At 49.5% G+C, this 24762-nt stretch carries 17 protein-coding genes; 6 read left to right on the top strand and 11 right to left on the bottom strand.

Features of this window, described 5'->3' with window-relative positions; genetic code table 11:
- Positions 1-4: 4 nt before the first annotated feature.
- A complete protein-coding gene (locus tag KD145_RS08675; RefSeq protein ID WP_212005501.1) occupies positions 5-955 on the top strand; it encodes a DUF2268 domain-containing putative Zn-dependent protease in 951 nt (316 codons plus the stop codon).
- Positions 956-1048: 93 nt separating this feature from the next.
- On the opposite strand, the gene KD145_RS08670 is transcribed toward KD145_RS08675, so the two are convergent.
- The 6 genes from KD145_RS08670 to KD145_RS08645 form a co-directional block, all read right to left on the bottom strand.
- Positions 1049-2557 (bottom strand): SusD/RagB family nutrient-binding outer membrane lipoprotein, encoded by a 1509-nt coding sequence (locus KD145_RS08670; RefSeq protein ID WP_212005500.1) that lies wholly within the window; start codon positions 2555-2557, stop codon positions 1049-1051.
- Positions 2558-2584: 27 nt separating this feature from the next.
- Positions 2585-6163 (bottom strand): SusC/RagA family TonB-linked outer membrane protein, encoded by a 3579-nt coding sequence (locus KD145_RS08665; RefSeq protein WP_212005499.1) that lies wholly within the window; start codon positions 6161-6163, stop codon positions 2585-2587.
- A 97-nt stretch (positions 6164-6260) separates the two neighbouring features.
- Positions 6261-7454, bottom strand: a complete 1194-nt coding sequence (locus KD145_RS08660) for a FecR family protein (RefSeq protein ID WP_212005498.1) — start codon at positions 7452-7454, stop codon at positions 6261-6263.
- Positions 7455-7532: 78 nt separating this feature from the next.
- Positions 7533-8063 carry an RNA polymerase sigma-70 factor gene (locus KD145_RS08655; RefSeq protein ID WP_212005497.1) on the bottom strand — a complete coding sequence of 177 codons (531 nt, stop codon included), beginning with the start codon at positions 8061-8063 and terminating at the stop codon, positions 7533-7535.
- Between the two features lie 109 nt (positions 8064-8172).
- Entirely contained in the window at positions 8173-8841 is a 669-nt protein-coding gene (locus KD145_RS08650; RefSeq protein WP_212005496.1) for a hypothetical protein, read from the bottom strand.
- Between the two features lie 188 nt (positions 8842-9029).
- On the bottom strand, positions 9030-9245 hold the full coding sequence (locus KD145_RS08645; protein ID WP_212005495.1) for a hypothetical protein: 216 nt from the start codon (positions 9243-9245) through the stop codon (positions 9030-9032).
- A 117-nt stretch (positions 9246-9362) separates the two neighbouring features.
- Here KD145_RS08645 and KD145_RS08640 point away from each other — a divergent pair, with 117 nt between their 5' ends.
- Positions 9363-11237 carry a M1 family metallopeptidase gene (locus tag KD145_RS08640; RefSeq protein WP_212005494.1) on the top strand — a complete coding sequence of 625 codons (1875 nt, stop codon included), beginning with the start codon at positions 9363-9365 and terminating at the stop codon, positions 11235-11237.
- Here KD145_RS08640 and KD145_RS08635 read toward each other — a convergent pair whose 3' ends face one another.
- Positions 11238-12425 carry a S9 family peptidase gene (locus KD145_RS08635; RefSeq protein ID WP_212005493.1) on the bottom strand — a complete coding sequence of 396 codons (1188 nt, stop codon included), beginning with the start codon at positions 12423-12425 and terminating at the stop codon, positions 11238-11240.
- Between the two features lie 31 nt (positions 12426-12456).
- Entirely contained in the window at positions 12457-13737 is a 1281-nt protein-coding gene (locus KD145_RS08630; protein ID WP_212005492.1) for an OmpA family protein, read from the bottom strand.
- A gap of 142 nt (positions 13738-13879) precedes the next feature.
- Between KD145_RS08630 and KD145_RS08625 the strand changes: the two genes are divergently transcribed.
- The 4 genes from KD145_RS08625 (at position 13880) to KD145_RS08610 (ending at position 17568) form a co-directional block, all read left to right on the top strand.
- Positions 13880-14956, top strand: coding sequence for a cytochrome-c peroxidase (locus KD145_RS08625; RefSeq protein WP_249219770.1), 1077 nt, complete (start codon positions 13880-13882; stop codon positions 14954-14956).
- Positions 14957-14961: 5 nt separating this feature from the next.
- Positions 14962-15450, top strand: coding sequence for a molybdopterin-dependent oxidoreductase (locus KD145_RS08620; protein ID WP_212005490.1), 489 nt, complete (start codon positions 14962-14964; stop codon positions 15448-15450).
- A 77-nt stretch (positions 15451-15527) separates the two neighbouring features.
- Complete coding sequence (locus KD145_RS08615) at positions 15528-16802, top strand: AAA family ATPase (protein WP_212005489.1); 1275 nt, start codon at positions 15528-15530, stop codon at positions 16800-16802.
- A 1-nt stretch (position 16803) separates the two neighbouring features.
- Complete coding sequence (locus KD145_RS08610) at positions 16804-17568, top strand: HNH endonuclease (RefSeq protein ID WP_212005488.1); 765 nt, start codon at positions 16804-16806, stop codon at positions 17566-17568.
- A gap of 3 nt (positions 17569-17571) precedes the next feature.
- Here the strand turns inward: KD145_RS08610 and KD145_RS08605 are convergent, their stop codons facing one another.
- The 3 genes from KD145_RS08605 to KD145_RS08595 are packed head-to-tail and all read right to left on the bottom strand — an operon-like array spanning position 17572 to position 24751.
- Positions 17572-21147 (bottom strand): hypothetical protein, encoded by a 3576-nt coding sequence (locus KD145_RS08605; protein WP_212005487.1) that lies wholly within the window; start codon positions 21145-21147, stop codon positions 17572-17574.
- Positions 21148-21157: 10 nt separating this feature from the next.
- Positions 21158-23326, bottom strand: coding sequence for a T9SS type A sorting domain-containing protein (locus tag KD145_RS08600; protein WP_212005486.1), 2169 nt, complete (start codon positions 23324-23326; stop codon positions 21158-21160).
- A 30-nt stretch (positions 23327-23356) separates the two neighbouring features.
- Complete coding sequence (locus KD145_RS08595; RefSeq protein WP_212005485.1) at positions 23357-24751, bottom strand: RagB/SusD family nutrient uptake outer membrane protein; 1395 nt, start codon at positions 24749-24751, stop codon at positions 23357-23359.
- Positions 24752-24762: the final 11 nt, after the last annotated feature.

Raw genomic sequence — 24762 nt, 5'->3', positions numbered from 1 at the left:
TTGTATGAAGTATATCCTATCTCTGCTCGTAGCAGGACTTTGTATCTCCGCTGCATCTGCACAGCGACAAGCGCCAACTGTTTTTACTTCAGATGTTGATAACTTCTGGAACGCGTATGACAGTATCCGTAGCACCAATGATAGCCTGAAACAGCTGGAATATCTCGATAAACTATACATTGAAAAAGGAACGCCAGGACTGGCTGGTTTCAGAAAAGTTAAAAATTATACGGATACTTATTATCTGAAAGTGATACGCAATTATCCTAAGTTCTGGAATTCCATCAGGGCCAACACTTATAAGGTAAAAACACTGGCGCCGCAGTTTGGGCCCAGCATCGCTAAACTGAAGAAGCTGTATCCTGAACTGAAACCGGCGCAAATTTATTTCACCATAGGAGCGCTTCGTTCCGGCGGTACCACCAAAGACAGTATGGTGCTTATCGGTAGTGAAATGCTCACAGGCGACTCCACTATTGATATATCGGAGTTCTCACCAGGCATGCAGAAGTTTCTGGGCAATTATTTTAAAACCAACCCCATCAAAAGTGCTGTATTGCTGAATATTCACGAGTACGTACACACGCAGCAGCGATGCTATGGCTACAACCTGCTGTCACAGGCGATCTGTGAAGGGGCCTGTGATTTTATTACTGAGCTGGTGACCGGCCAAAAGATACCACTGCCCTATATGGAATACGGGCCTAAAAATGATAAGGCCATCCGTGAACGCTTCAAATCCGAAATGCTCAGTCCTTCCTGGGACAACTGGCTCTACAACTCCGCCTCTGAAAATACACCAGTAGGTGATCTGGGCTACTATGTAGGATATACCATCTGCAAATCCTATTACAATCAGCAAAAAGATAAACCCAAAGCCATCCGCGAAATCATAACGCTCAACTATAGCGATAGCACCGCCGTGACTAACTTCTTCAAACAATCCGGATATTAAGAGGGCTAAAATTTCAAATTAAAAATAGAAAAACGGGACAAGCCTTTTGCATAATAGGCTTGTCCCGTTTTTTCAATACGTATTCCGTATTTCCTATTTTTTATCCCACCACACTTTAGACAGATAAGTATCTCCTTTGGATAATCCTTTTAATGCCTGCTGATAGTTGTCTGCGTTGAGCAGCGTTTCCAGTGAGGAATATACAGCCCTGCGGGGAATGGTACCATTCGTAGAGCCGGGGTTGGGTCCGGGTGTAAGCACGGGATAACCGGTGCGGCGCCATTCAGCGAAGGCTTCATAATCGCGGCCAAACAACTGTATCCATTTTTGGGTCATGATTTTTTCCAGCTGTTGTTCGGGAGTGAGGCCAGCCAGCGAAAACTCAGCGTCGATGTAAGACTGTGGTATACTGGTGATATTATAAGGTTGCATGGCCATGGCTGCTTTGATACCATCCTGGTAATATTTCTCTGCATCAGCAGGTGTGGCGCCCCAACCCATCAAGGCTGCTTCCGCCTTGAAGAAACACACGTCGGCATAGGTAAGTACATAGCAGGGAATAGGAGTGGTCAGTGTTCTGTTGAAGTAGGTGGTGGTAGCAGCGGTAGAGTAGTCGTCTTTGATAACACCAGCCAGCAGTGCGTCGGTGAGGGCAACTCCTATGCCACGGTATACCGGTGTCCCACTGTTTTTGGAATTGACGGTGGGAGCAGCTATCAACGTGAGCCGCGGATCTTTTTTGTTGTTGAGTGTACTTACAAAGGCACTGGCAAGATAACGGAGATCAGGGCTGCCGGTGATAAACTGTGCCAGTATGGGATGGGCGTTGGTGGTTTGCGCATCATTAAACGTAGGTACGGCAGCGTTATCTTTATTGTCGGTAAACAGCGGGGCGCTCATGGCTTCACGCACGGTTTTTTCGGCCAGCTGCGGAGCCACATATTTGAGGCGCATGCCTAAACGAAGTTTGAGTGCATTGCCAAATTTTTTCCAGCTGTCTGCATTGCCTTTATAATAGAAGTCTGCATTACCATAGGAAACATCACTGGCATTCAGTTGGGAGATCGCGGCATCCAGATCGGAGATCAGCTGTTTGTAGATGGATTCCTGGCTGTCGTATACTGGTTTATTATTGACATTACCGGCATCTTCGGTTGTTTGGGAGAAAGGGACATCGCCAAACAGGTCGGTGAGCCTTTGCCATATAAATATCTCCAGGATACGGGCGATGGCCAGTTTGGTACGGCCACTGGGATCGTTTTCTCTGCCTTTGAGGGCCTGGTTGCGTATCTGGCCGAGATTGCGCAGCCATGTATAGTGCGTCGCCCACATGTTGTTGTCGGGTTGCTGTATGTAGCGGGAGGTAGGCGCTACAAGGCCGCCGGCCCAATATTGTACCCAGGAACCCACCTGTATGTTGGCGGTTTCCGTGCCTTCGGCGAAGGCAGCATCTTTTTGAACTTTAGACAGCAGGATGGCCGCATCGATATTGGTTACGGAAGTCGGCGGCGTATTCAGCTCGTTAAAATTTTTGGTGCAGCTGCCAAGCGTCAGACTACCTGTCAGCAGTGCGGCATATATGGAAAAGGTACGTTTTTTCATCTGTTTACTTTTTAAAAGACCAACTGATTATAAGTCCAGGCTCAGGTTGATGCCAAAGTTCCGCATCATGGGCAGTGCAGTAGATTCCAGGCCGAGAGAGGAATTGTTGACATTGAAGCCTGAAGCCTCGGGAGAGAATCCATCTGTTTTGCGCTGGAAGTAAAACAGGTTTCTGCCATAGATGCCTATACCGATCCGCTTAACGATTTTACCCGTCAGCATGCTGGCCGGCAGTTGATAGCTGAGGCTTATTTCGCGCATCGCAATATAACTGGCGTCGTTCATCATTTCTTCCGATACTACGTTTTCTTTATCACTGGCTACCACGTTCCAGTAGTCTTGTGCTTTTACGGTCATGGTGTTTTGTTTGCCGGTGCTTACCCAGTTACCGTTATTGTCTTTGGCTGCAATTACGCCACTGGCTACATAGCTGCCGTCGCGGCCTGCCAGTGTTCTTTTGGTGGTGCCATAGATCAGCTCTTCACGGTTGCTCTGGGAGTATACCATACCACCCTGACGGATATCGACGAGGGTGTTGAGGGTAAAACCTTTATAGCGGAAGGTGTTGGTGAATCCACCTGTCCAGTCAGGAAGTGCATTGCCCAGTTCTGTCAGCTGCCGTCCCTGGGTACGGAGTGGAAGGCCGGTGGCCGGGTCTATGAGTCGGTTACCGTGTTCGTCTTTAAGCCAGGCGAAGCCCGTACCGATCATGGTACCAAAGGGTTTGCCGGGAGCGGCGATTATGTTGATGCCGCGGTCACTGCCCAGCACAAAGGTTTCCACGCCGGTGGTGAGGGACACCACTTCGTTACGGTTACGGGAGAAGTTGAAGGCACTTTCCCAGGTGAAGCCGTTGTGCAGTTTCAGCGGAGTACCGCTGACAGACACTTCTATGCCTCTGTTGCGAATCTCGCCGGCATTGATACGGCGGGCTTCGAATTTGCTGGAGGGAGGGAGTGGTACGTCCAGGATCTGATTTTTCGTAGTGGCGTTATAGTATGTAAAGCTGACGCCTAAACGATTATTCAGCATCCGGAGATCGGTACCGAATTCTGCGGAGGTGGTCAGTTCGTTTTTGAGGTTGGGGTCGGGGATTACGGAGGTAAAATATCCCAGTGGCTGCCCGCCGTGTGTAAACTGATCAAGGCTATAGGTGCCGGTGAGCTGATAGGGATTGCCGGAGCTGCCTGCCTGTGCCAGTGAACCTCTGAGCTTCCAGTAGTTGACTACATTGCTTTTGATATTGAGGAGGTCAGTCATAATAAGACTGGTGCTGACAGAAGGATAGAAGAAAGAATTGTTTTGGGGAGAAAGGGTAGAAGACCAGTCGTTTCTGGCGGAGAAATCCAGGAACCAGTAGTTACGGAAGGCCAGCTGACCGAAGCCATATACAGAATTGATCTCAGACTCCTGCAGGTCAAAGAGATAGGAGTTGGTGAGGGTATTGTTGATTACATGGAGGTCGGGCACGATAAATTCCTTGCCGGTATTGCCGGTCATGCGATAGAATTTTTTCTGATGACTGGTACCAGCGTTCAGTCCCAGTGTAAAGTCTTTGTTGAGTGGCAGGTTGGCGTTGAGTAACAGGTCGTAGTTATCTTCTCTTACACGGATCACCCTTTCTTCTATGTCACCGTTACGGTTCTGACTCTGATAGGTGCCTTTGGCGCGGTAACGCAGGCGTTGTTCTGTATAGAAGTCGGTGCCTCCGCGGGCGGTGAGTTTCAGCCAGTTGGTGAAGTCGTAAGACAGGCGGAGCATACCTAGTACTCTGTCGCGCTGGTCAGCATTGTAGGTTTTGTTGATGGTCCAGTAGGGGTTGGCTGTGGAACTGTTGGTGGCATAGGTTTTTTCGAGGCCTGGTGTTACGCCGCTGTAGCCGAATTGTTTGGCCACATCATTGGTGGTCCAGGCATAGTCTGCCAGGATGTACATCGGCATGCTGCGTGGCTGGCTGATAAACAGGTAGGCCGGGTTGTCGGACGCGTCGGAGAGGGTTGGCCGGTTTTTACCTTTCTGTGAAATATAGTTCAGTTTGGCATCCAGCTGGAGCTTCGGTGTGATGTTGGCTTGTGTACGAAGGGTGAAGGTATTACGGTCCAGCGTATTTTTGGGGACATAGCCGTCTACGTGTGTATTGGAATAGGAGAAGCGGTAGTTGACTTTATCGTTGCCGCCTTCGGCGCTGATATTATTGACGAATTGTTTTTCCTGATTGAAGAAATGCTGATAGGTGTTGGGTTGTGGTGTAAGGGAGAGTATGTTGCCCCACTGGTCCTCATATTGTTGTCCCTCCATTTTAGGGCCCCAGCTGCTGCGGGCGATCCTGTCGCGGCCGGCGCTCATTTTGGGGATGCCTTTTAAACCCTGTGCCCTGGCCTGTTCCATCGTATATACTTTGCCATCGGCGGCGCGGAAGTGGGTGAAGTCGCCATTGAGGCCCTGACCATATTCATCCTGGAAGTCGGGTGTCACCAGGGCGTTACCGAGGGAATAATCGCTGCTGAACTTAACACCGATACCTTTACGGGAACTACCTGATTTGGTGGTGATGAGCACAACGCCGTTGCTGCCGCGCTGGCCATACAACGCTGCGGCATTAGGGCCTTTCAGGATAGAGATGCTTTCGATATCGTCCTGGTTGATATTGGAAATACCATCGCCATAATCTACACCGCCGGTGCTGCCGGCAGCGCCGATGTTCTGGTTGTCGAGCGGTACACCATCTACCACATAAAGTGGCTGACTGTTGCCTTGCAGGGAGTTGTTGCCACGGATCACGATCTTGGACGAGCCACCAGCGCCGGAGGCAGGGCGGCTGACCTGTACACCGGCCACTTTACCGGATAGGGCGTTGGCAACATTCACTTCTTTTCCTTCTGAAAGATCGGCGCCTTTCAGTTCGGCTACGGTATAGCCGAGTGACTTACTTTCCCTTTTAATGCCGAGCGCTGTCACTACCACTTCAGACAGCCCTTTGGAGCCTTCAGACATCTTAACGTTGAGCGCAGTGCTGCCGCCGGGTTCTATGCGTTGTTTGCTATAACCAATGAAGGAAAATAACAATGCTTTGGCACCGGAAGGTAGCTGAATGGAATAACGTCCGCTCCCATCGGTAACGGTGCCTCTGGAAGAACCTTCTACAGTAACAGTTACACCTGGCAGCGGTACGTCTTTTTCATCTGTTACTTTACCGGTGATGACAGTATCGGCCGCCAGATGGCCAGACATTTTTTTTACCGGCGCTTCTTTCAGGGAGATGGTACGGTCGATGATTTTATATTCCACAGGTTGTCCGGCCAGGCACTGGTCCAGAACGGTGGTCACATCTGCATCTTTTACATGCACGTTTACCTTGCCGGTTTTTTTCAGGAGATCATTATCGTACAGAAAATAATATCCTGTCTGCTGACGGATCGCTGCAAATACCTGTTCCAGCGGCACCTGCTGTACAGAAAGGGTTATTTTCTGGGCATAACCGATGGCAGAAACGCTTAATGCTGCCAACAGCAGGAGCATGGTGAGCAACTTTGCGGCCATGCTGATTTTTACAGGCAAAAGGAATAACATACCCCGCCCGTAGGCGGAAATAGATCTTTTCTTCATCAGTTTGTTTTTTAGATTAATAGTGGTTTAATCTTAGTGGTTATGGCATGACATTGATTACAGATATATTTTATCGCGTATATACGTTTACGTTATATTATTTTGATAGGGAGATGCTTACCTTTTTCCCCTGAATGTTGAAATGAGCACCACTCACATAGTTCAGCATTTCCAGCACCTGTGACAGTTTAGCCTGACGGCTGATATTTCCGCTGATTTTTTTGGTTGGCAGCGGTCCTTCAAAATTCAATTCCAGGTCGTACCAGCGGGCCACCTGTTCCATAATATCGCGCAGGTCATCATTCTTAAAATAAAAAATCCCTTCTTTCCAGGCGATAGCTTTTTCTGTATCGGCATAGGAGATAAACACCTGTTCCTGCTGTATATGAGCCTCTTGTCCGGGCGACAGCTGCCAGGAGCGTTTATCGGGAAGGCATACTTTAACAGCACCACTGATCAGCGTAGTGTTGACTGCGTCGTTGTAAGCACCGATATTAAAGCGGGTGCCCAATACAAGTACTTCCACACCGTTGACCATTACTTTAAATGGCTGGCGGTCGTTGGCGGCCACTTCAAAATATCCTTCGCCGGTAAGTTCCACTTTTCTTTCATTGCCAGTGAAATGAACAGGGAACTTCAGTGAAGATGCGGCATTGAGCCATACTTTGGTTCCATCTTCGAGAGTCAGCTGGTATTGCCCTGCCCTGGCAGTAGACAGGATGTTGTATATGCCGGCAGTTGGCTGGCCGCGTTGGTGATCATATACCAGGCCGTCCTTATGCTGATAGATGGTCGTGCCATCGGCTTCCCGGATGGCTTCGTGATCATAGCCGCCGAGGTGCACGGTCTGGCCGTTGGCCAGCTGTAATACAGCCTGGTTGCTGCCTGGCAGAACATCATTGTGGAAGGTGTGTGTCTGGTCGGCCACGATCCGGTTATCATGCGATGATATATGCCGATAAGGATACAGCAGCACGACACCGGCTACTACGGCGGCAGCGGCGGCAGTCCATACGGCGATACGACCTGGCCATACCGGCCGTTGACGGCTATTCGGCTGGTGGCTGCGTGCCAGCACAGCTTCCCAGTCGGCTTCTATATCAATACTTTCCTGAAAGGCAATGCCGGCCGTCAGCTGTGCAGGGTCCAGGAAAGAGGCATACAAAGTCTGATGCCGCGGATCTTTGTCCAGCCATTCCTGCAGCTGTTGCCTTTCGGCATTGGTGGCTTCTCCGTTGAGACAACGGAAAATCAGTGCTGCATAATCAAAAGCGTCCTGATGTTGCTCCATAATATTGTTCTCATCATAAAGAAACGCAGGAGCGAAAAAGGGGTGACAACCAGTGAAAATATTTTTTTGAGGGATGGATTACAGAAAGAAGAGAGAGTAGATTTCAGGATTAAGGCGCTGCCGTAGTAGATGCAGCCCTCTTTTTTTCTGTGTTTTGACGGTGTTGATGCTGATATTGAGTTGCCGGGCAATCTCCTGGTTTTTTAATCCGTCGATATATCCCATGCGGATGATCTCCTGACAGGATGCAGGAAGTGTTTGTAATACACGATTGATTTCTCCGAGTACTTCAGCCTTTATCATGGTAAGTACTACTGTGGTGTCGTCCTCCGGAGCGGTGGTTTGTGCAGCCACAAATTTCTCTACTACTTTTTCATGCCGGAGCACATTCAAACAGGCATTGCGCACGGAGGTGTACAGAAAATTCCGGATGGCCACCGGATGCGGGGCCACGCTGCCCCGTTGCCCGAGGTAGCTTACAAAGGCTTCCTGGGCTATATCCCTGGCCTGGTCTTTATCTCCCGTAAACTGGAATGCAAAATAACAAAGCCGCGTATAATAGGCTTTAAAAAGTATGGCAGGCTCCAGTGCTTCAGATTGCATAGACATAGTCACTCCCTTTTCTTACCAGGTTACTAATATAATGCGATTTTCGCGTTATACCGGTACCTGCCCCTGAATATATAACACTCGGGTAACATATGGCTATTTCAACAAACTATTTGTCTAAGGCGATAATATAATCTCTCAATATCACAGGGACATAGTTATGATTAACATACAACACCGGGAAAACGCCATTCCGGTGCTGTATATAGTCATAGGCGGCTTTGTCCATGTTGCTGAAGTCGAAGGGTTTGAGATATATTTCATGGCCGCCGGTGAAAGAGGAGGGAAGGGATTGGGAGGGCATGCCATCCGTGATAAGGGAGGGCCGTAGCAGCAGGGCCACTGTTTGGTCATCCGGATTGCTGGTATTGGAGGGGATGTTGATCACCCTATCAGAAATATGTTGCAGTAATGCTGTATCCCAGCGGGTATCGCTGGTACTGAAAATACCATAATAAACCTGTGAGTGTGCGTTGCCTTTTACGATTTTGGCCAGACATACCGGTTTTTGGGAGATGTTGGACAATACCTGTTTTTTTCCTCTTCCGTTGATGAGTACAAATAAAAGAATGCCTGTCAAAATAGCCATGCTGGCGATAAGGCCATAGCTGCTTTGCAGTTGCCGGGCCTGGAGTAGAAACAGGGTCAGGCCACCGCCTGCAATCAATAATACAGGTAATATCAGTAGTTTGTTGACAGCAGTGTGGTAGGCATAATTTTCTTTCCATTCGGTTTTTCTTTCAAGATGTTCCAGTTTGGTGACATCATAATGTGTCATGTGTTGCGATTGTTTTGGAGATGAATAGTTTTGGTTTTCCGTCAAACAATAGGTGTGTGGGGTGGGTTAATAGGACCTGCCGGTAATGGTTATGAGGCAATAAATATAAACAAACTCCCGCAGTTAATGACAACTGCGGGATACATGATGAAAATATTTTTTTATGGATAGACTTGCTGTGGCTGCTTTCATCCGGCAAGTTTTGTTTCAATGGCTGTGCCCAGTTCCGCTGTTTCGGGTGTTTCATTATCGGTGTCTTTCTCAAACCAGATATCAGCACCATCGCTGTCCTGTTTTCTCACCAGTACTAAGGGCTTGTTGGGTAATGCTACTCGAAAAGTATCGGCTGATTCCTGCGAAACGGGTATCAGCTGTCCATGATAATCAATATGAAATGTACTCATGGCATATCGTTTTATAATCAGGCCACAATGATTATGCCCGTAAAAGAGCTAGCGAACTGAACAACCCTGCATTTTTCAGACAACTTTGCCTATTTTTAATCGCAACAATTCTATTTTATGAAAAGATGTTTTAACATCCTGTTATTATTGTGCATGGCAGGGCTGTCTGTGAATGCGCAACAGCTCTACGAGCCCCGTAATATCAGGAAGGCTTATGAGAACAATACCCGCTCCCGCAGCGGAAACCCCGGTAGTAAATACTGGCAGAACAAAGGGCGGTACGATATTCATATTACAGTGGCCCCACCTTCTCCTACGGTGTATGGAAAAGAATCGGTCACCTATATCAACAACAGCCCGGATGCGCTGCAAACACTGGTGTTTCACCTTATCTGCAACGTACATAAGCCACAGGCACCCCGTTCCGGATACGTCAGCAAAGACTACCTGGCCAGCGGCGTCGTGATCGATACTTTGCTGGTCAATGGCGCCCTGGTACCATTCAATAATGACATCGGTACCGTAGGGGTTGTCAACTTACCCACTCCGCTGGCCTCTAAAGATAGTCTGCAACTGAAAATCAGCTGGCATTATGACCTGTCTCTGGAAAGCGGCCGCGAAGGTATCATCGACAGCGCCACCTATTTCCTGGCCTACTATTATCCGCGTGTAGCCGTTTACGATGACTACAATGGATGGGACATGCTGGAACATAACGGCAGGGCCGAGTTTTACAACGATTTCAACGACTACCGTGTAGCCGTGAAGGTGCCTAAAAACTATGTGGTATGGGGTACCGGTAACCTGCTCAATGCAGATGAAGTGCTCCAGCCGGCATATGCAGCCAGACTGAAAAGTTCCTATAACAGCGATTCGCTGGTACATATCGCCACCAAAGCAGAAATGCTGACCAGAAAAGTAACACAGCAACAGGACTGGAATACCTGGAAGTTCAGCTATGACCACATCACAGATGTAACCTTGGGGCTGAGCAGCCATTACACCTGGGACGCTGCCAGCGTAATGGTGGACAGCGCCACCCGCCGCCGTAGCAGTATACAGGCTGCTTACAATGATACCGCCTATGATTTCCATTCCTCTATCCGCTTCGCGCATAATGCCCTCAACTGGTTCTCCCACCAGTGGCCGGGAGTAGCTTACCCTTATCCGGTAATGACTGCTTTCCAGGGATATGCAGACATGGAGTATCCGATGATGGTCAACGACGGCTCTGTCGGTAAAAACCTGAGCTTCGCGCAGCTGCTGCAGGACCACGAGATGGCACATACCTATTTCCCTTTTTATATGGGTATCAATGAAAGCCGTTATGCGTTTATGGATGAAGGTTGGGCCACCACCTTCGAATACCTGGCACGCATCAACGAAAAAGGGAAAAGTAATGCAGACGATCTGTACAGACGCTTCCGCGTAGCCTATTATGCCAGCGATCCTTCTACGGAAGAAGACCAGCCCATCATCTCGATGTCCAACCAGGTGAGTGGACTAGGATATGGCAACAACTCATATGGCAAGGCCTCCCTGGCTTATCTGGCCGTGAAAGACCTGCTGGGCGATATGGTGTTCCGTAAATGCCTCCACGCCTATATGGACAAATGGAATGGTAAACATCCCATCCCCTGGGATTTCTTCTACTCCTTTAATACAGCCGCAGGTCAGGACCTCAACTGGTTCTGGCAAAATTGGTTCTTTACCAATCATTACATTGACCTGGCGCTGACCCAGGTACAGGTAAAAGGAAAAACTGCCAGCCTGCAGATTAAGAATACCGGTGGTTTTGCCATCCCGTTTGATGTGGTGGTAAACTATACAGATGGTTCCCAATCCCGGGTGCATAAGACACCGGAGGTATGGAAGAAAAATGATAAGTCATTACAGCTGACAGTGCCGGTAAATAAAGCCGTCGCTTCCATTAGCCTGGAGGGCAACCTGTTTATGGATGCCACCCCGGCAGACAATACCTGGAAAAAATAATCACGGTCTAACGGCAAAGGGCGTACTGAAAGTCAGGGAGTCCTTGCTGGTGATGTTGAAGTACAGTGCAGTGGTGCCTGCCGGTATAACAGCAGATACCCCTTTTTTATCAACGGTAGCAGTAACTGATTGCCATGAACGTTTTTGCCAGTTACTGCTATCGGTGGTAAAACATAATACCGCTTTTTCGATCTGATATTTCCCCGATAACTCCGCCACGGCCGTTGACCCTTTGATAACAGTAGTACTATTGGCCGGCAGTGTGGTTTGTTCCCCTCTCACTACTTTACCGGCAAAAGCAAATATTTCAGGTTGTTCCCATTTATGCCCGTGTTTACTGGTGATGGTCATCGACAGTAGCCGTGGGCTTTTACACAGCAGAGCAGATTGTTGCCAGATATCCAGCGGAAACGCGGGATCGTTGGTGCCGGTTACCCACAAGGTAGGCACCTGGCTGGAAGGGAGATAAATGGATGGGTCCCATTTCTGTTTATAGGCCTGGAGCTGTTTGGGTGTCATGGCTTCAAAAAACTGCCTCCAGGATGGGTTGCTGGTATTGTACAGGAAGCCGCAGCCATATACAGGCACAGCGAAGGCCCAGCGATGGTCCAGCCCGATCACGGCGGAAGTGATCACGCCGCCCCAGGAAATACCGTGGATGCCTATTTTTTGCTGATTGATTTCAGGGAAAGATGATAACAGAGAATGGGCCCTGATTACGTCGGCCACGGCATGATAGAACCACTGCTCCCGGTCGGCCAGTTCTATATCGCCAAAGGTGGTGATACGGGCGGGGCCGGCGTTTTCATGCCATTGCCGGTTGGGGTAACTACCGGAAGGCAGGTGCCCTTCCAGGTCCATGGCGATAGCTGCAAAACCGTGATCTACCCAGGCCTGCACCCAGGCGGGGAAAGCGGTGCCACCGCCGCCATGTACACATACAACAGCAGGCCATCCACCCGGAGGAGGTGTGCCGGCAGGCGTTTTATAATAAGCGAAAACTTTAGTGGGACGGGCTTTATAGGTGATGCCTTCATAGAAGAAGGCGCGGAAGCCAGGTACCTGACAGGAGTCAGCGGGATAGGTGCGGGGCGTTTCCTTTAACTGGGATAGGTCCCAGGGAAGCTGACTTTGAGCAGTTGTTATCAGACTGCCCAAAGTCAGCATGAATAGCAGTAATGTTCTCATGAATCTCAAAATAGAGAATCATTTCTGCTATTTATAATTTGATGAATTCTACGCGGCGGTTGTTGGCTTTTCCTACTTCTGTAGTGTTGTTGTCAATAGGTTGTGTTTTGCCTTTACCATCTGTATCCATACGGGCCACATCGATGCCAAAGGTTTTGTTGAGTGCTGCCTTTATCGCTTCGGCCCTGCGTTTGGACAGGTCCAGGTTCAGCTTGTCGTTGCCGTCTGCATCGGTATGACCTACGATTTTAACTTTTACAGCTGCATTTTCAGAGAGCACGCTGGCGATATCTTTCAGGGCACCGTAAGATTCCGCTTTGATCTGATCGCTGTTGGTATCAAAGAGAATACCGTGGGTGATAAATTTACCCTCGGTGATCAGTTTGTTGCGGGTATCGGGTGCACCTACGGCCAGGTTGATATTGCTGATAAAGAAGATGCCATCTGTCTTATCGTAGTCAGGTGCGTAAGCGGAGAACACGAGGGTGTTTAAGCCGCCGTCTGCATCCAGGGCCCGGGGAAGGTCCAGTATCTTGGTACTGTCTACATATACGCGTACCCGTTGTTTCTGACGCCAGATAGAGAGCCTTACATAGTTTTTCTTCGGTACATTAAAATAAGGTGTGCCGCTGATGCTATGATCACCAATCAGATTGGAGGAATAACGAAAAGTACCTTCACCGGAACTCTTAGGGGAGAACGTTACCTTAAAGGATGGATTGGATGCAGCGCTGCCATCTCCGTAATGGAACTTTTCATCTGTATCGGCCGCCTTCACCAGACCCACGGTAATAGCTCCGATGCCTGCAATACCATTGCTGGCCATCAGGTCTACCTGCAGGGTAAAGTTGTCCGGCAGTTTGTTGGTAATATATTCCGGATAAAAAATACCATCCTGTTTGATGGCCAGCCATTTGCCGGGACGGTTGCTGACAGTCACCAGTTCTGCGCCGGAACGGGTGTTCCACTGACCAGGGAATTCACCAATAACATCCTGGGCAAAATTTTCATGGACAATGATTTTTTCTCCCGGCACAAAGTCAAAGCGGGAATAGGCTTTGATATCCGTGCTGGCCGAAGATCCGCCGTTGTTGGCGGCAGGTGTATTGTTGGCGTCAGCAGTATTGCCGGCGTTGCTGCTGCCGGTGTTATCCTGATCGTCTTTCTTTTTTGGGGTAGTGGCTTTATCAATGGTCTGGTCAATTTTTTCATTGACCTTCTGTTGTACTTTGTTTTTGATGCGATCAAATAATTGGGCCTGGGTAGTGCTTCCCAGGGCACATATACCGAGCAGCAGGAATATCTTTCTCATGGTGCAGTGATGGTTTCAAAAAAAATGGATAAAAAGAGCTGCAAGGTACTGATGTTGACAATATCTTTGATGGCTGCTGTATTATTTTTTTAGAAATGGCGGGTTGGGTGTTGTAACACTTTTATACTGAAATATGGCCAGGATGTTAAAAGTTATTGCTATGGCCGGTCTGGTGACCGCCCTGCTTTCAGCCAGTGTATCGGTTGTCCGGAAACCTGTTCCTGCCGCCTTGTCCTGGCCGGCCTATTTCGGGAACCGGGTATTTGTGCCGGCAGATAATCCCACGACGGAGGAAGGTGTACAATTAGGCCGCATGTTGTTTTATGAAAAAGCATTGTCTGTCAATGATAAGATGAGCTGTGCTACCTGTCACCAGCAGGCGAAAGCCTTTACAGATGGAAAAACATTCAGTGCCGGCGCCGATGGTACGCTACAACCCCGTAACACCATGGCACTGGTCAATCTGCTGTGGGTACGTCACCTCTTCTGGGACGGCAGAGCCGCCGGTTTGGAAGAACAGGCCGTAACACCACTGACAGCACCCCATGAAATGGGACAGTCCCTCGAAAGCGCCGCTGCCAAACTAAGACAGCGTAAACAATATCCGGCATTGTTCCGCCGGGCATTTGGCAATGACAGTATTACCGGCGACCGTATTGTAAAAGCACTGGCGCAGTTTGAACGTACCCTGATATCGGCCAACTCGCGCTATGATCAATATCTGCAGGGAAAATATCAACCTACAGTATCCGAATTAAAGGGCATTTCCCTCTTCTATACCAACCCGGACCCTTCCCGTGATATCAGAGGAGCTTCCTGCGGGCATTGCCATGGCGGTCCCAAAACCTACAGTGACCTGTTTCACAACAACGGACTGGATGTTGTGCCTACAGATAAGGGGCGGCAAAACATCACCGGCCAGACTTACGACAATGGACGGTTCCGGGTGGCCACCCTGCGCAACATTGCACTCACTGCTCCGTATATGCATGACGGTCGTTTTAAAACACTGGAAGAAGTGATTGACCATTATAGTGAACATATCGCACAGAGCGAAACGCTGAGTCCTTTTCTCCAGCGTAGCTCCAACATACCGACAGGTACTTCGTTACAGCTGTCGGCACAGGAGAAAAAAGACCTGCTGGCCTTTCTGCATATGCTCACCGATTCCAGCTTTATCACCAATCCCCGTTTTTCAAATCCATTTCCCGGTAATTAAAATATATGAAAAGATCCTGTTTATTAGGGCTGTTGTTAAGCCTGTTTCTGACCGCTGCAGCGCAACAGCGGCCTTCCGTAAAGATATCCGGCGAAGTCACAAAGCTACTGACCTTATATCCGGAAAACCTGCATACAATGAAACGTACCACTGTTGCACTAAAGGACCGTGATGGTAACGATCACGCCTACACTGGTGTACCACTGCAGAACATCCTGGAGCAGGCCGGTGTCACCACCGGTAAAGCTTTGCGGGGAGAGAACCTCAGCAAATATCTGCTGGTAAGAAGTGCTGATGGATATGAAGTATTGTTTTCACTGGCAGAACTGGACAACGATTTTACAGACAGAATAGTAGTGCTGGCAGATGAATCCGATGGGCAACCGCTGCCTGCCGGTAAAGGGCCTTTCAGGCTGGTGGTACCGGGAGAGAAAAGGCCCGCCCGCAGCAGTTTTCAGGTGACGGAGTTAATTGTCAGGTTTGCGAAAGACTGATCTCCTTTTGCAAAATTGATGGAAAGGGGTATCGTATTTATGCTTATGTTTGTCTATCTTAATAATTTCAGGAGCATATGCACATAAACCGATTACTTATACAGAATTTCAGAGGGTTTGAGTCGCTTGAATTGCGACTTAACCCAAAGTTTACTGTGGCAATTGGTGATAATGGAAAAGGTAAGTCTTCCTTGTTGCATGCTCTTCAGGTTTCATTGGGAGCATATCTCCAATGTCTTCCTATCCCTGCTTCTGCTGTATATCGGCGACAATTTAAGCCTCAGGAACGTTTCGTTAAATGGAACAGTAATGAACGTGATTATTTCCCCAATCAGACGGATACACTGATTCAGGCCTGGGCTTATTTTGACGATACTAATCCTGCAATAACCTGGACACGTCGAATGCTGAAGAGTGGGGTAACAAGCCATTCTGGTAGCCTTGCCGGTGAATTGATATTTGCTGTGACCCACCTATTGTTCCAAAGAGAGAAGCATCATGATGAAATACTACCGGTAGTTGCAAGTTTTGGTACGGAAAGAACCGTAGCGCAACAACGGAAAGGGAAAAAAGCGCAACAAAGACGTTCCCGTATGGAAAAAGGATACCTGGCTGCTTTAAGCAATAAGGTGGACTTTGACGGAGTATTGGAGTGGTTACACAATTACGATTCAGAACTGAAATATAATAAAGAGTTTGAAGGAACAAGGGATGCTGTTTTTAATGCTATTACAACCGCTATCCCATACCTTGAAGATGTTGCTTACAATAATAGATATCAGGAACTGGAAGCTGCGGTGACCATTGATGAGCATTCACTGGGAAGGATGACGCATTCAAATATGAGCGACGGCCTGATCGCTATGCTGAATATGGTGGCAGAACTGGCCTTTCGTTGTGTGATTCTTAACGGCTTTCTGGGTACTGATGCTGTCAGGAAAACAACAGGAGTAGTATTGATTGATGAGCTGGATATGCATTTGCACCCAAACTGGCAACGACATGTTGTAGCAGATTTAAAGCGTGCTTTCCCTAATATCCAGTTTATTGTTACTACACATTCGGCCTTCATTGTTCAATCACTGGAGTCAGATGAATTGTACAATCTTGATAAACCAACTGATATTCCTCCAAAGGATTTGAAAATAGATGAGGTAGCAACCGCAGTAATGGGAGTGCCAAGCCCATTTTCCGATGAGAATACCAATACTTATAATGATGTAAAAAGTATGTTGTTAAAATTTCAACAACATGGCTTAACCCCTGAGTTAAAGGATGAAATTAATAATATTGCCGATCCTGCTCTCAGAGCTTTCCTTGAGTTAAATATTCACTCGAAAGAAAAAAAATAACATGAGACCTTTGAATAAAGGTACAAGCCCGGTGGATCAGGCCGGAACCCCCATTGCCGTCTCTGATTATGATAGATGGCGGAAGTTGTTAATCGAAAGGATCGGGTATTATTGCTGTTACTGTAATATTCCTTTAAGCCATAATTTACAGGTAGAACATGTTGTTCCAAAGAATCCGCCACCTGGTTATGCAGTTGGTGATCCATTGGCGTGGGACAATATGTTATTGGCTTGTGGCCCTTGTAATAGAACCAAATGGAATCAACCGGTTGATTTTAACGATTATTATTTCCCTGAAAAGAACAATACATTGATCCCATTTGAAATAATTTTTCATCCAGTTGATCCTTCGGCCGCTATCGTAAACCATTCTGAAGACCTTCAATTGCATCAGCAATCAAAAGCCAGGAGCACAATTGATTTAATGGGGTTAAATGTGATTGATCAGCGAGCTGATATTGTTGACATACGTTATATGAGACGGCGGGATGCCATCTTGATGGTGGATGCTGCCTATGGTCTATTTCAGGATTTCAAACACAACAACCCCGGGAATTTGGGCCAGGCTGCAGAGAGAGTAGCAATTTTGGCTAAGGGAGTGGGTTTTTTCACATTATGGTTTGATAAATTTGAGCAGGAACCAGTGGTAATCAGCGCTCTGATTAACCCGGCCATTATTCCGGGGACTGCACAGGATTGTTTTGATACTACTCAAAATTACCAACTCATTCCCCGGAATCCTGGTAATCCGGTTGATCCGATTTAAGACCTATCGTTCCACGCCAAACTCCACTTCATTCGCCCAATGTACCTTCCAGTCCGGATGGAAGGCCCGGGCATTTTGTTTGGACACACTTCTTTCTTTGGCCAGCTCCATACAGCTGCCTGGCGCACCATTATCATTCACCCGGAAGGATATCTTAACCGGCAGTCCTTTGTCGATGGCTTCTTTTACATCTGGTATTTCAGACCAGGGAATGGCACATTCCGTGATCACAGTATTGCCTTCTCTATTGATCACCAGTTTCCCATTTGTAACTGGACCTTCTTTTTCAGACACCGGCTGCCTCGGAAAAAAATGTTTCCTGTTCAGACCCGGTGCCAGCAACCGCCATATCTCCGTGCCTCCTCCATATTGAGGGGCTACCTGATTAAGCGCATATTCGTAGTCGGTGCATTTGTATCCGGTATAACGGGGCATAGTACCTGGAGGACAGGCCAGCAGGCCGTCCTGGCCTTCTGGAATAACGTTGAATGCCAGCAATACATTGTCGTATGAATAACCCAGCCCTGAATTATCCGGCGTGACGGGGTTTTTCTGATAGGTGTAGTGCCGCACGCCGGCTGGCCATATCAAGGGCTGTTTAACTTCCCGGTGGACGGGTGACACCGTCACACCGCCCGGTAACTGCGAACCCAGACCGGCAATATGATAACCCATACTACCATATACACCACGCCAGTTGCCGCGTGTATCAAAATCCTCTTTTACAAAAAGGCTGTCAGTGCCGGGCGGATCAAACAGCAGGGCGGCCAGTTTGGGCGTATACCACCAGCCGTTGCTGTGCAGCACGATCCTGTTATCACCCTGTAGCCGCAGTACTTCCCAGGCGCCGCCCCAGAGATTGGTGAGGGTACGCCTTAACCGGCAGACACCGGTATGATTATCAAATACCTCCAGTACCAGTGAAGATACCCGCAGGTTGGGCAGATAGAGGGCAACCTGTGTAGGTTTTGAAAGCCGGAGATCTATTCCGAAGGAGTTGGTGTTGTCACCACTTTCCCAGTAATGAAGGATACGTCCGTTGTCGGCTGGCAGTTGCAGTGCGCTGGCATCAGTGGCTGCTGCGCTGTTCTCTTTGGTTACCAGGGTTTGCTGCATATCCATCGCGTAAGCGGTATCAGGATAAAAAAACGTATCGTCGGGCCTTTGGGCAAAGCGGTAGGTGCCGGGATGGGGCGTGCTGTCGGCTACTTTGGAAGCAAAATAAAAATACTGATCGTCGTAGGCGAAGTAACCGTTCGCATATCCGTTGGCGTTAGTGTCAAAATTTTTAAATGGATACCAGGCTGCTTCTGTAAGACTAACGGTGGCGGCACCTTTGCTGCTGACGGTTTGAGGTAGGGCTGTCTGCCAGTCGTCCAGCTTCCCGTCTACGTGTATGCTTAACCGTGAAATGACATTAACATGCATGTCTTCATAGTGTGTGGCTATACCATCGGCACCGGCATCGAAATGTACGGAGAGAGGATAGGTATTGTTGGGGACCTTTACCCCACCTGTGATTTTCACCGGAATGGTCCTGGTTTCATGGGGGGCCAGGCTGATGGTGGCCGGTGCCGCTGTCTGCAGTCCTGCCAGATTTACTGCAAGCCTGCCTTGCACCGGGCGGTTGAGGATATTGGTCAGTTGCAGCGACATGATGGGTGACTGTTCTATGCGCGCGGTCATATCTTTTGCGATGATCTCTACCGGCTGATAACCTTCAATACGGGCGGTTTTTAAGGCTGCCAGCAGTTTGTCGAAAGCACCTTTGGAACCGTCGGTACGCAGGTAATAGCCCTGGCTGTTGAGCGGTATCTCCAACTGCCTACCGGTAGCAGGTATGAGATTGCCGTAAAAATCATATAGCCGTATGTAAGGGGCTGCGGGCAACAGCATCCGGCCACCACGAAGTGGCCGGGATGTTTGTAATTCCTGTTGAAGGCTGTCTGCGGCCGTAGGACCGGCGGTGGGGGCTGCTCTCATTTTTTCTTTCTCCATCACTTCCGTCAGTCCTCTTACACCGCGGAACAGTACCCGTTCGGGACCAAAGGCTTCACCGATGTCGCCGCATATTACGGCAGTGCCGTCGTCGGCCTGTTTGCCGTCAAAAACCATTACCCAGGGCAGCCCATTGGGAAACAACAGTTGCCGGAAGTTCCTTTCTCCGATCAGGTGCTGCACCGCGCCCAGGGCGGCGGCGGGAGACCAGGTGTCAGGTATGCGGGTAATCTCCGTGATGCCTGAAGGGGTATGTATTTTCTGTGTGAAATGTTCGCTGCCTCTGCCGCCGGTATACATATAACCGGCATAGATGCCCATAGACCGGTCGTAACCGGCAGAACGGTTGGTGGCCACGGTAAGGCCTATACGATCATCGGTATTGCCCACCCAGCTCTCTGTATCCCATATTTTAACACGACCGCGGGGAGAGCGGCGGTTAACCCACTCCGGATAAATGGCCGGCGATTCCATCCCCTGATAATGGATAGAACAAAAATCAAAGATGGGAAGGAAGGTCATCTTCCCATCTGCAAAAAGTTTATCCCAGGCGTTGGAATTGGAGTCACCACCTCCCACCAGCACATCGGCCCCTTTTTTACGCGCGTCGATCACCGCTTGTGCCATCACGCGGTATATCTCCCGGTATCGCAGGATATCAGACTGCCATCCTGAGATAGACAATCCCTCCCAGGGTTCATTCCAGAGTGACACCGCCGTCACCGGTCCTTTGGGCCAGCCGTACTGCACACAGAGGTGGTGGACAAAACGTTCGAAATCAGCATCCGAAGAGGGAAGCCATACAAAATCCTGCTTGGTTTTCCGCATCACGCCTGCACTGTCGAGGAAGGGAAGGGGCCTGCCCAGCGGCATAGGAGCTGTGCCTGCGCCAAACATCAGCAGCACGGTAATATGCTTAGCCTGGTATTCTTTCAGTTTACGGTCCAGTGCCTGCATCTTCTCCGTATAGTCGCTGGCGGTAGTGGGCGTGTAATCTACGCCCATCCGTATGGCCTGTATGCCTACCCGTTGCAGGAAGTCGGCCCCCATATCGTCGAGTGATTGTTTGGGATACTGCAGCCGTTGCGGGTTAGCAGCGAATGTACGTACCAGGCTGGTAACAAACCTTCGCCCATATCTGCCCAGGTCCATCACAATAGCGTAACCACCCAAACGCTCCGGTATCACCGGTTGATGTATTATATCGAGATAACCGTTGGCCGGGATATTTACCTTTACCGGCATGGAGATCACCGGGCCCGCAGCCACTACCTCCGGCAGCCATATATCACCGGGAAGTCCCCGGGTACCGTATGGAATCAGCTCTATCCTGCCTTCTGCCACCATGGGCTCTTTTAGCTGGTTGACAATCTGCAGTGTATAGGAAGGCTGTTCTCCCGGCCATAATATATTGGTAGCACAGGAGGCACGAACAATGGCCACGTCATAATCATAATGCCGCTGATTGTTTTTAACGCCCATTAGCTGTTCAAAGTGTACCCATTCGGCAGGCGCCTTCATTTGTGCCATACCGTTATACCCGCTGCTGATCAACAGCCCGAGTATCCATACATATTTCATTCTTTATCTTTTAGAGCTTAATAAATTTCTGTTGCCCCAACACCTTGCTGCTGGCGGCATCGGTGATGCGCAGCACGTAGGAGCCTGGCAGCAGACTGGCCACATCGGCCTGTAAGGTGCTTTGGCTGCCTGCCTGTATTGTTTTAATGGTTTTTCCCATGAGATCATAAATATGAATGGTGAACCCTTTGGCAGCCTGTTGTTTCAGATCGATATACAATGTTTTGTCTACCGGGTTGGGATATATCCTGAAATCAGCCATGTTGTGGCCACGGGCCAGTGTAGCCGTTGCCGTTGTACTGCTGTCTGTTGCCGGTGGTGGTGTGGGTGGTGTCCAGCGATACAGCACTACTTTATTGGCGTTGTAATCATCCTTGGTGATGAGGTATTCGCCGGTGCTGCGGTGGAAGGCTCTGATACCATATTGTGAGTCCACATCGTTGCCTACATAAACAGCAGGGTTGCTGCTGTTCATCGTCAGTACCAGTGCACCGGTGCTGAGGTCAAATACATCGATGTCAGGAATGGCGTAGTATCCCACAAAGAGATAGTTGCCGGCGGCCGACATGGATTTGGCCTGAGCCCTGCTGAGGGTGATCACCACATTCGGTGTGCGGTTGCCGGCCTGCCATCCGCGGTACACTTCTATCCGGTTACCGATCAGTGTCCAGTCGGTATTACCGCCGGCCAGCACCATCACGTCGCTGGCAGGAATATATTCCAGCCGGTTGAGACGGGCGATGGATGCGGGTGTAGGAGTAGATACCACTGGTCCCCAGATGGGTTTGCCATTAGCAGCAAAACCAGTCAGCGGATAATGCTGGATAGCATTGGTTTTATCCTGGGATATCCAGATGTCACCGAGAGAATCGAGGCAGAAGCCGTTGCGTACTTTGGTGATGGTATCACCGGGAATGGCGATATATCCGTCGGTGGCGGGATTGAAGTAGAAGGTATAAAACACGTCGGGGTTCTGATTGCAGGCTACCAGTATTTTATGTCCGCCTACGTTGGCAAAGTGTCCGAAGAAGGCGCCGCGGCCGGGATCACTTTTCTGAATGCGGGCATCCTGCGGATAACGGTAGGGATCTATGGTGTTGGCCACATAGGAGCCGCCATCAGTACCGTTGTACGAGAAGAGGATATTGCCGGTATAAAAGAGGGAGCCATCGCTGCCCGCATCTGCGGCAGCATTGCCTTCGAAGTTAAGCGCCTGCAGTGTCCAGCGGAGAGTGCCGGTATTACTGTAACAGTGGATATCGGTAAGGCCGTTGCGGCCGAGGTCCCAGGTGCCACCCCAGGGATTGTTGAGCACATAGAGATTACCAGCAGCATCTTTGCCGATGCCCACTACGCGGGTGAATCGTTTGTCACCGGCGGCGCCACGGGTACCGCTGGTTTCGTTGAGATAACCACCTGTTACGCCAAATGTGCCGGATAGTGTAGGCGTTCCCGTGAGGTTATTGTAAATTTTGATGTTCATGTCTGGTCCCTGGTCACCGATGAGCAGTTCACCCCGGATGCTGTCTGCATAGAGGGCCGACGGACGGGCAGTGGCGGCCAGCTGTATAATCGTACTGGCGTTACCGGTAGTGTCATAACTGCGTATGGTGCCGCTGCTTTTCTGGGCCACCCACAGCTTTCCGCTACTGTCTACTGCCAGCGCACCGGGACCTGCTACCGGCCATTGCCGTATCTGCACGCCGCCGGTGGTAAATACTACAATCCGGTTGCCGCTGGTGTCGCTCACAAATACACGGCCGGCGGATACAACGATGCCGCCGATAGCGTCAGCGGTACCGGCGCTGGCCACAAATAAAAGGTCGCGGGTTTTGGTGGCACGGTTGTACCGTCCTACTTTACCACTGTTGGGCGTCTCCTGCGCGGTGAAGATATAGGTGGCATCACCCCCGATAGCACAGCCCTGCGATTCCTTGTTGCCGCCCATAGAGCCAAGGGTATTACCGTTTTGATAGATGCCGATGTTCCTGGCTTTTTCATCCCATCCCGACGCCGTATAAACAACGCCTTCGGGGGATACCCACATAGACCTTGCGCAGTTGCCCACATGACGGTTGACGTCTGGAAAGTTGTTGCCGAGCCAGGTAGTGGTATACTGGCCATAGCTGCTGGCCACTGCCAGCAGTATGCCTGACAGTACTGTAAATAGTTTTTTCATGGTGTTTGGGTTGAGGTGAAAAGAAAAATATTAATAACCGTGATTTTGTACCAGCCGTGGATTACGCCCCAGTTCCCGCAACGGAATCGGCCACAGTGCCTGATCAGCATTGATGCCTAACACGGCATTGGCCCTGCCGGTGCGTACCAGATCATAAAAACGGTGGCCTTCAAATGCCAGTTCCTTAAACCGCTCGTTTTCTATAGCCAGTGTAAGGTCGCTGTCTGTTTCTCCAGCCTGGGGAAAATCATAGGAGGATGACGTAGTGGTAGGCAACCCGAAAGCCCTGCGGCGGATGATGTTCAGCATATCCACCGCTTCAGCATGTTTGCCCAGTTTGTCGAGGGCTTCTGCTCTCACGAGGATAATGTCTGCCAGCCGTAACGCAATGATGTCTGGTTCGGTGCCGTTAGTCAGCCGGATGTATTTGCTGACATAATTGAGCGCCGGCGTAGCGGTATTGAGACCGAGGGTAGCGTTTCTGCGGATATCACCCGGCTCATAAGCTTTTACGATTTTATCGGTAGGGGCTATCTGATAACTGCCCGGCTGTACACCGGCAGGGATGCCATTTACAGGGATATACAGACTGAAAAGGCCGTTGGCCTGTGCAGAAGAACTAACATATTGTATCTCGAAAATGGCTTCTGTACTGTTTTTGCCGCTGACGGTAAACATGTTGTTATAGGCGGTGCTGCCACTTACCAGCGTATATACGGGACTGTTAATCACATCCAGTGCTTTGGCAGCGGCAGAGTCGTAACGCTGCAGACTCAGGTATGCCTTGGCCAGCAGGGCTTTGGCCCCACCCTGGGTGGCCCTTCCCCTGGTATCTGCTGCTGTAGGGTAACTGACAGGCAACGATGTTTCTGCAATGGTAAGATCCGCAATGATCTGCCGGAAGATAACGTCGACGGGTGTACGTTCTATGGTGAAATCAGCATTAAAGGAAGTGTAAGGTGTTGTCACCAGCGGCACAGGGCCATAGGCTTTTATCAGATTGAAATAAAACCAGGCCCGCAGGAAACGGGCTTCTCCCAGTATCTCCTGCTTACGGTTGCCAGTAAAAAGGCTGTCTTTCATGTCTGGCACATGTTTCAGCAGATCGTTGGCCCTGCCGATACCGGTATAGTTATTCTGCCAGTAAGAGGCTACTATCGCATTGTCTACCGGAATACCATGCTGGCTAAAGGGGGCATAGTTGATCAGCAGGGCAGTAGCGGCATCGGAAGCGGCATCAAAAGCTACGGGCAACTGCATGGAGAGACTTTGCACAGCAGGATATATTCCTACGGCAGCGCTTTCCGCATCATTGGCAGTAAGCCAGAAGTTATCTTCTGCAATGGTATATTCCGGTACCTGGTCCAGTACTTTGGTGCAGGCGCTGAAGGCTATGATGATAAAAAAGAGTCCTGTTTTTTTCATGTCATACTGCT

Source organism: Chitinophaga sp. HK235, assembly GCF_018255755.1.
Classification (GTDB): Bacteria; Bacteroidota; Bacteroidia; order Chitinophagales; family Chitinophagaceae; genus Chitinophaga.
Note: the sequence above shows the minus strand (reverse complement) of the source record. Positions and strands in the feature narration are given on the sequence as shown.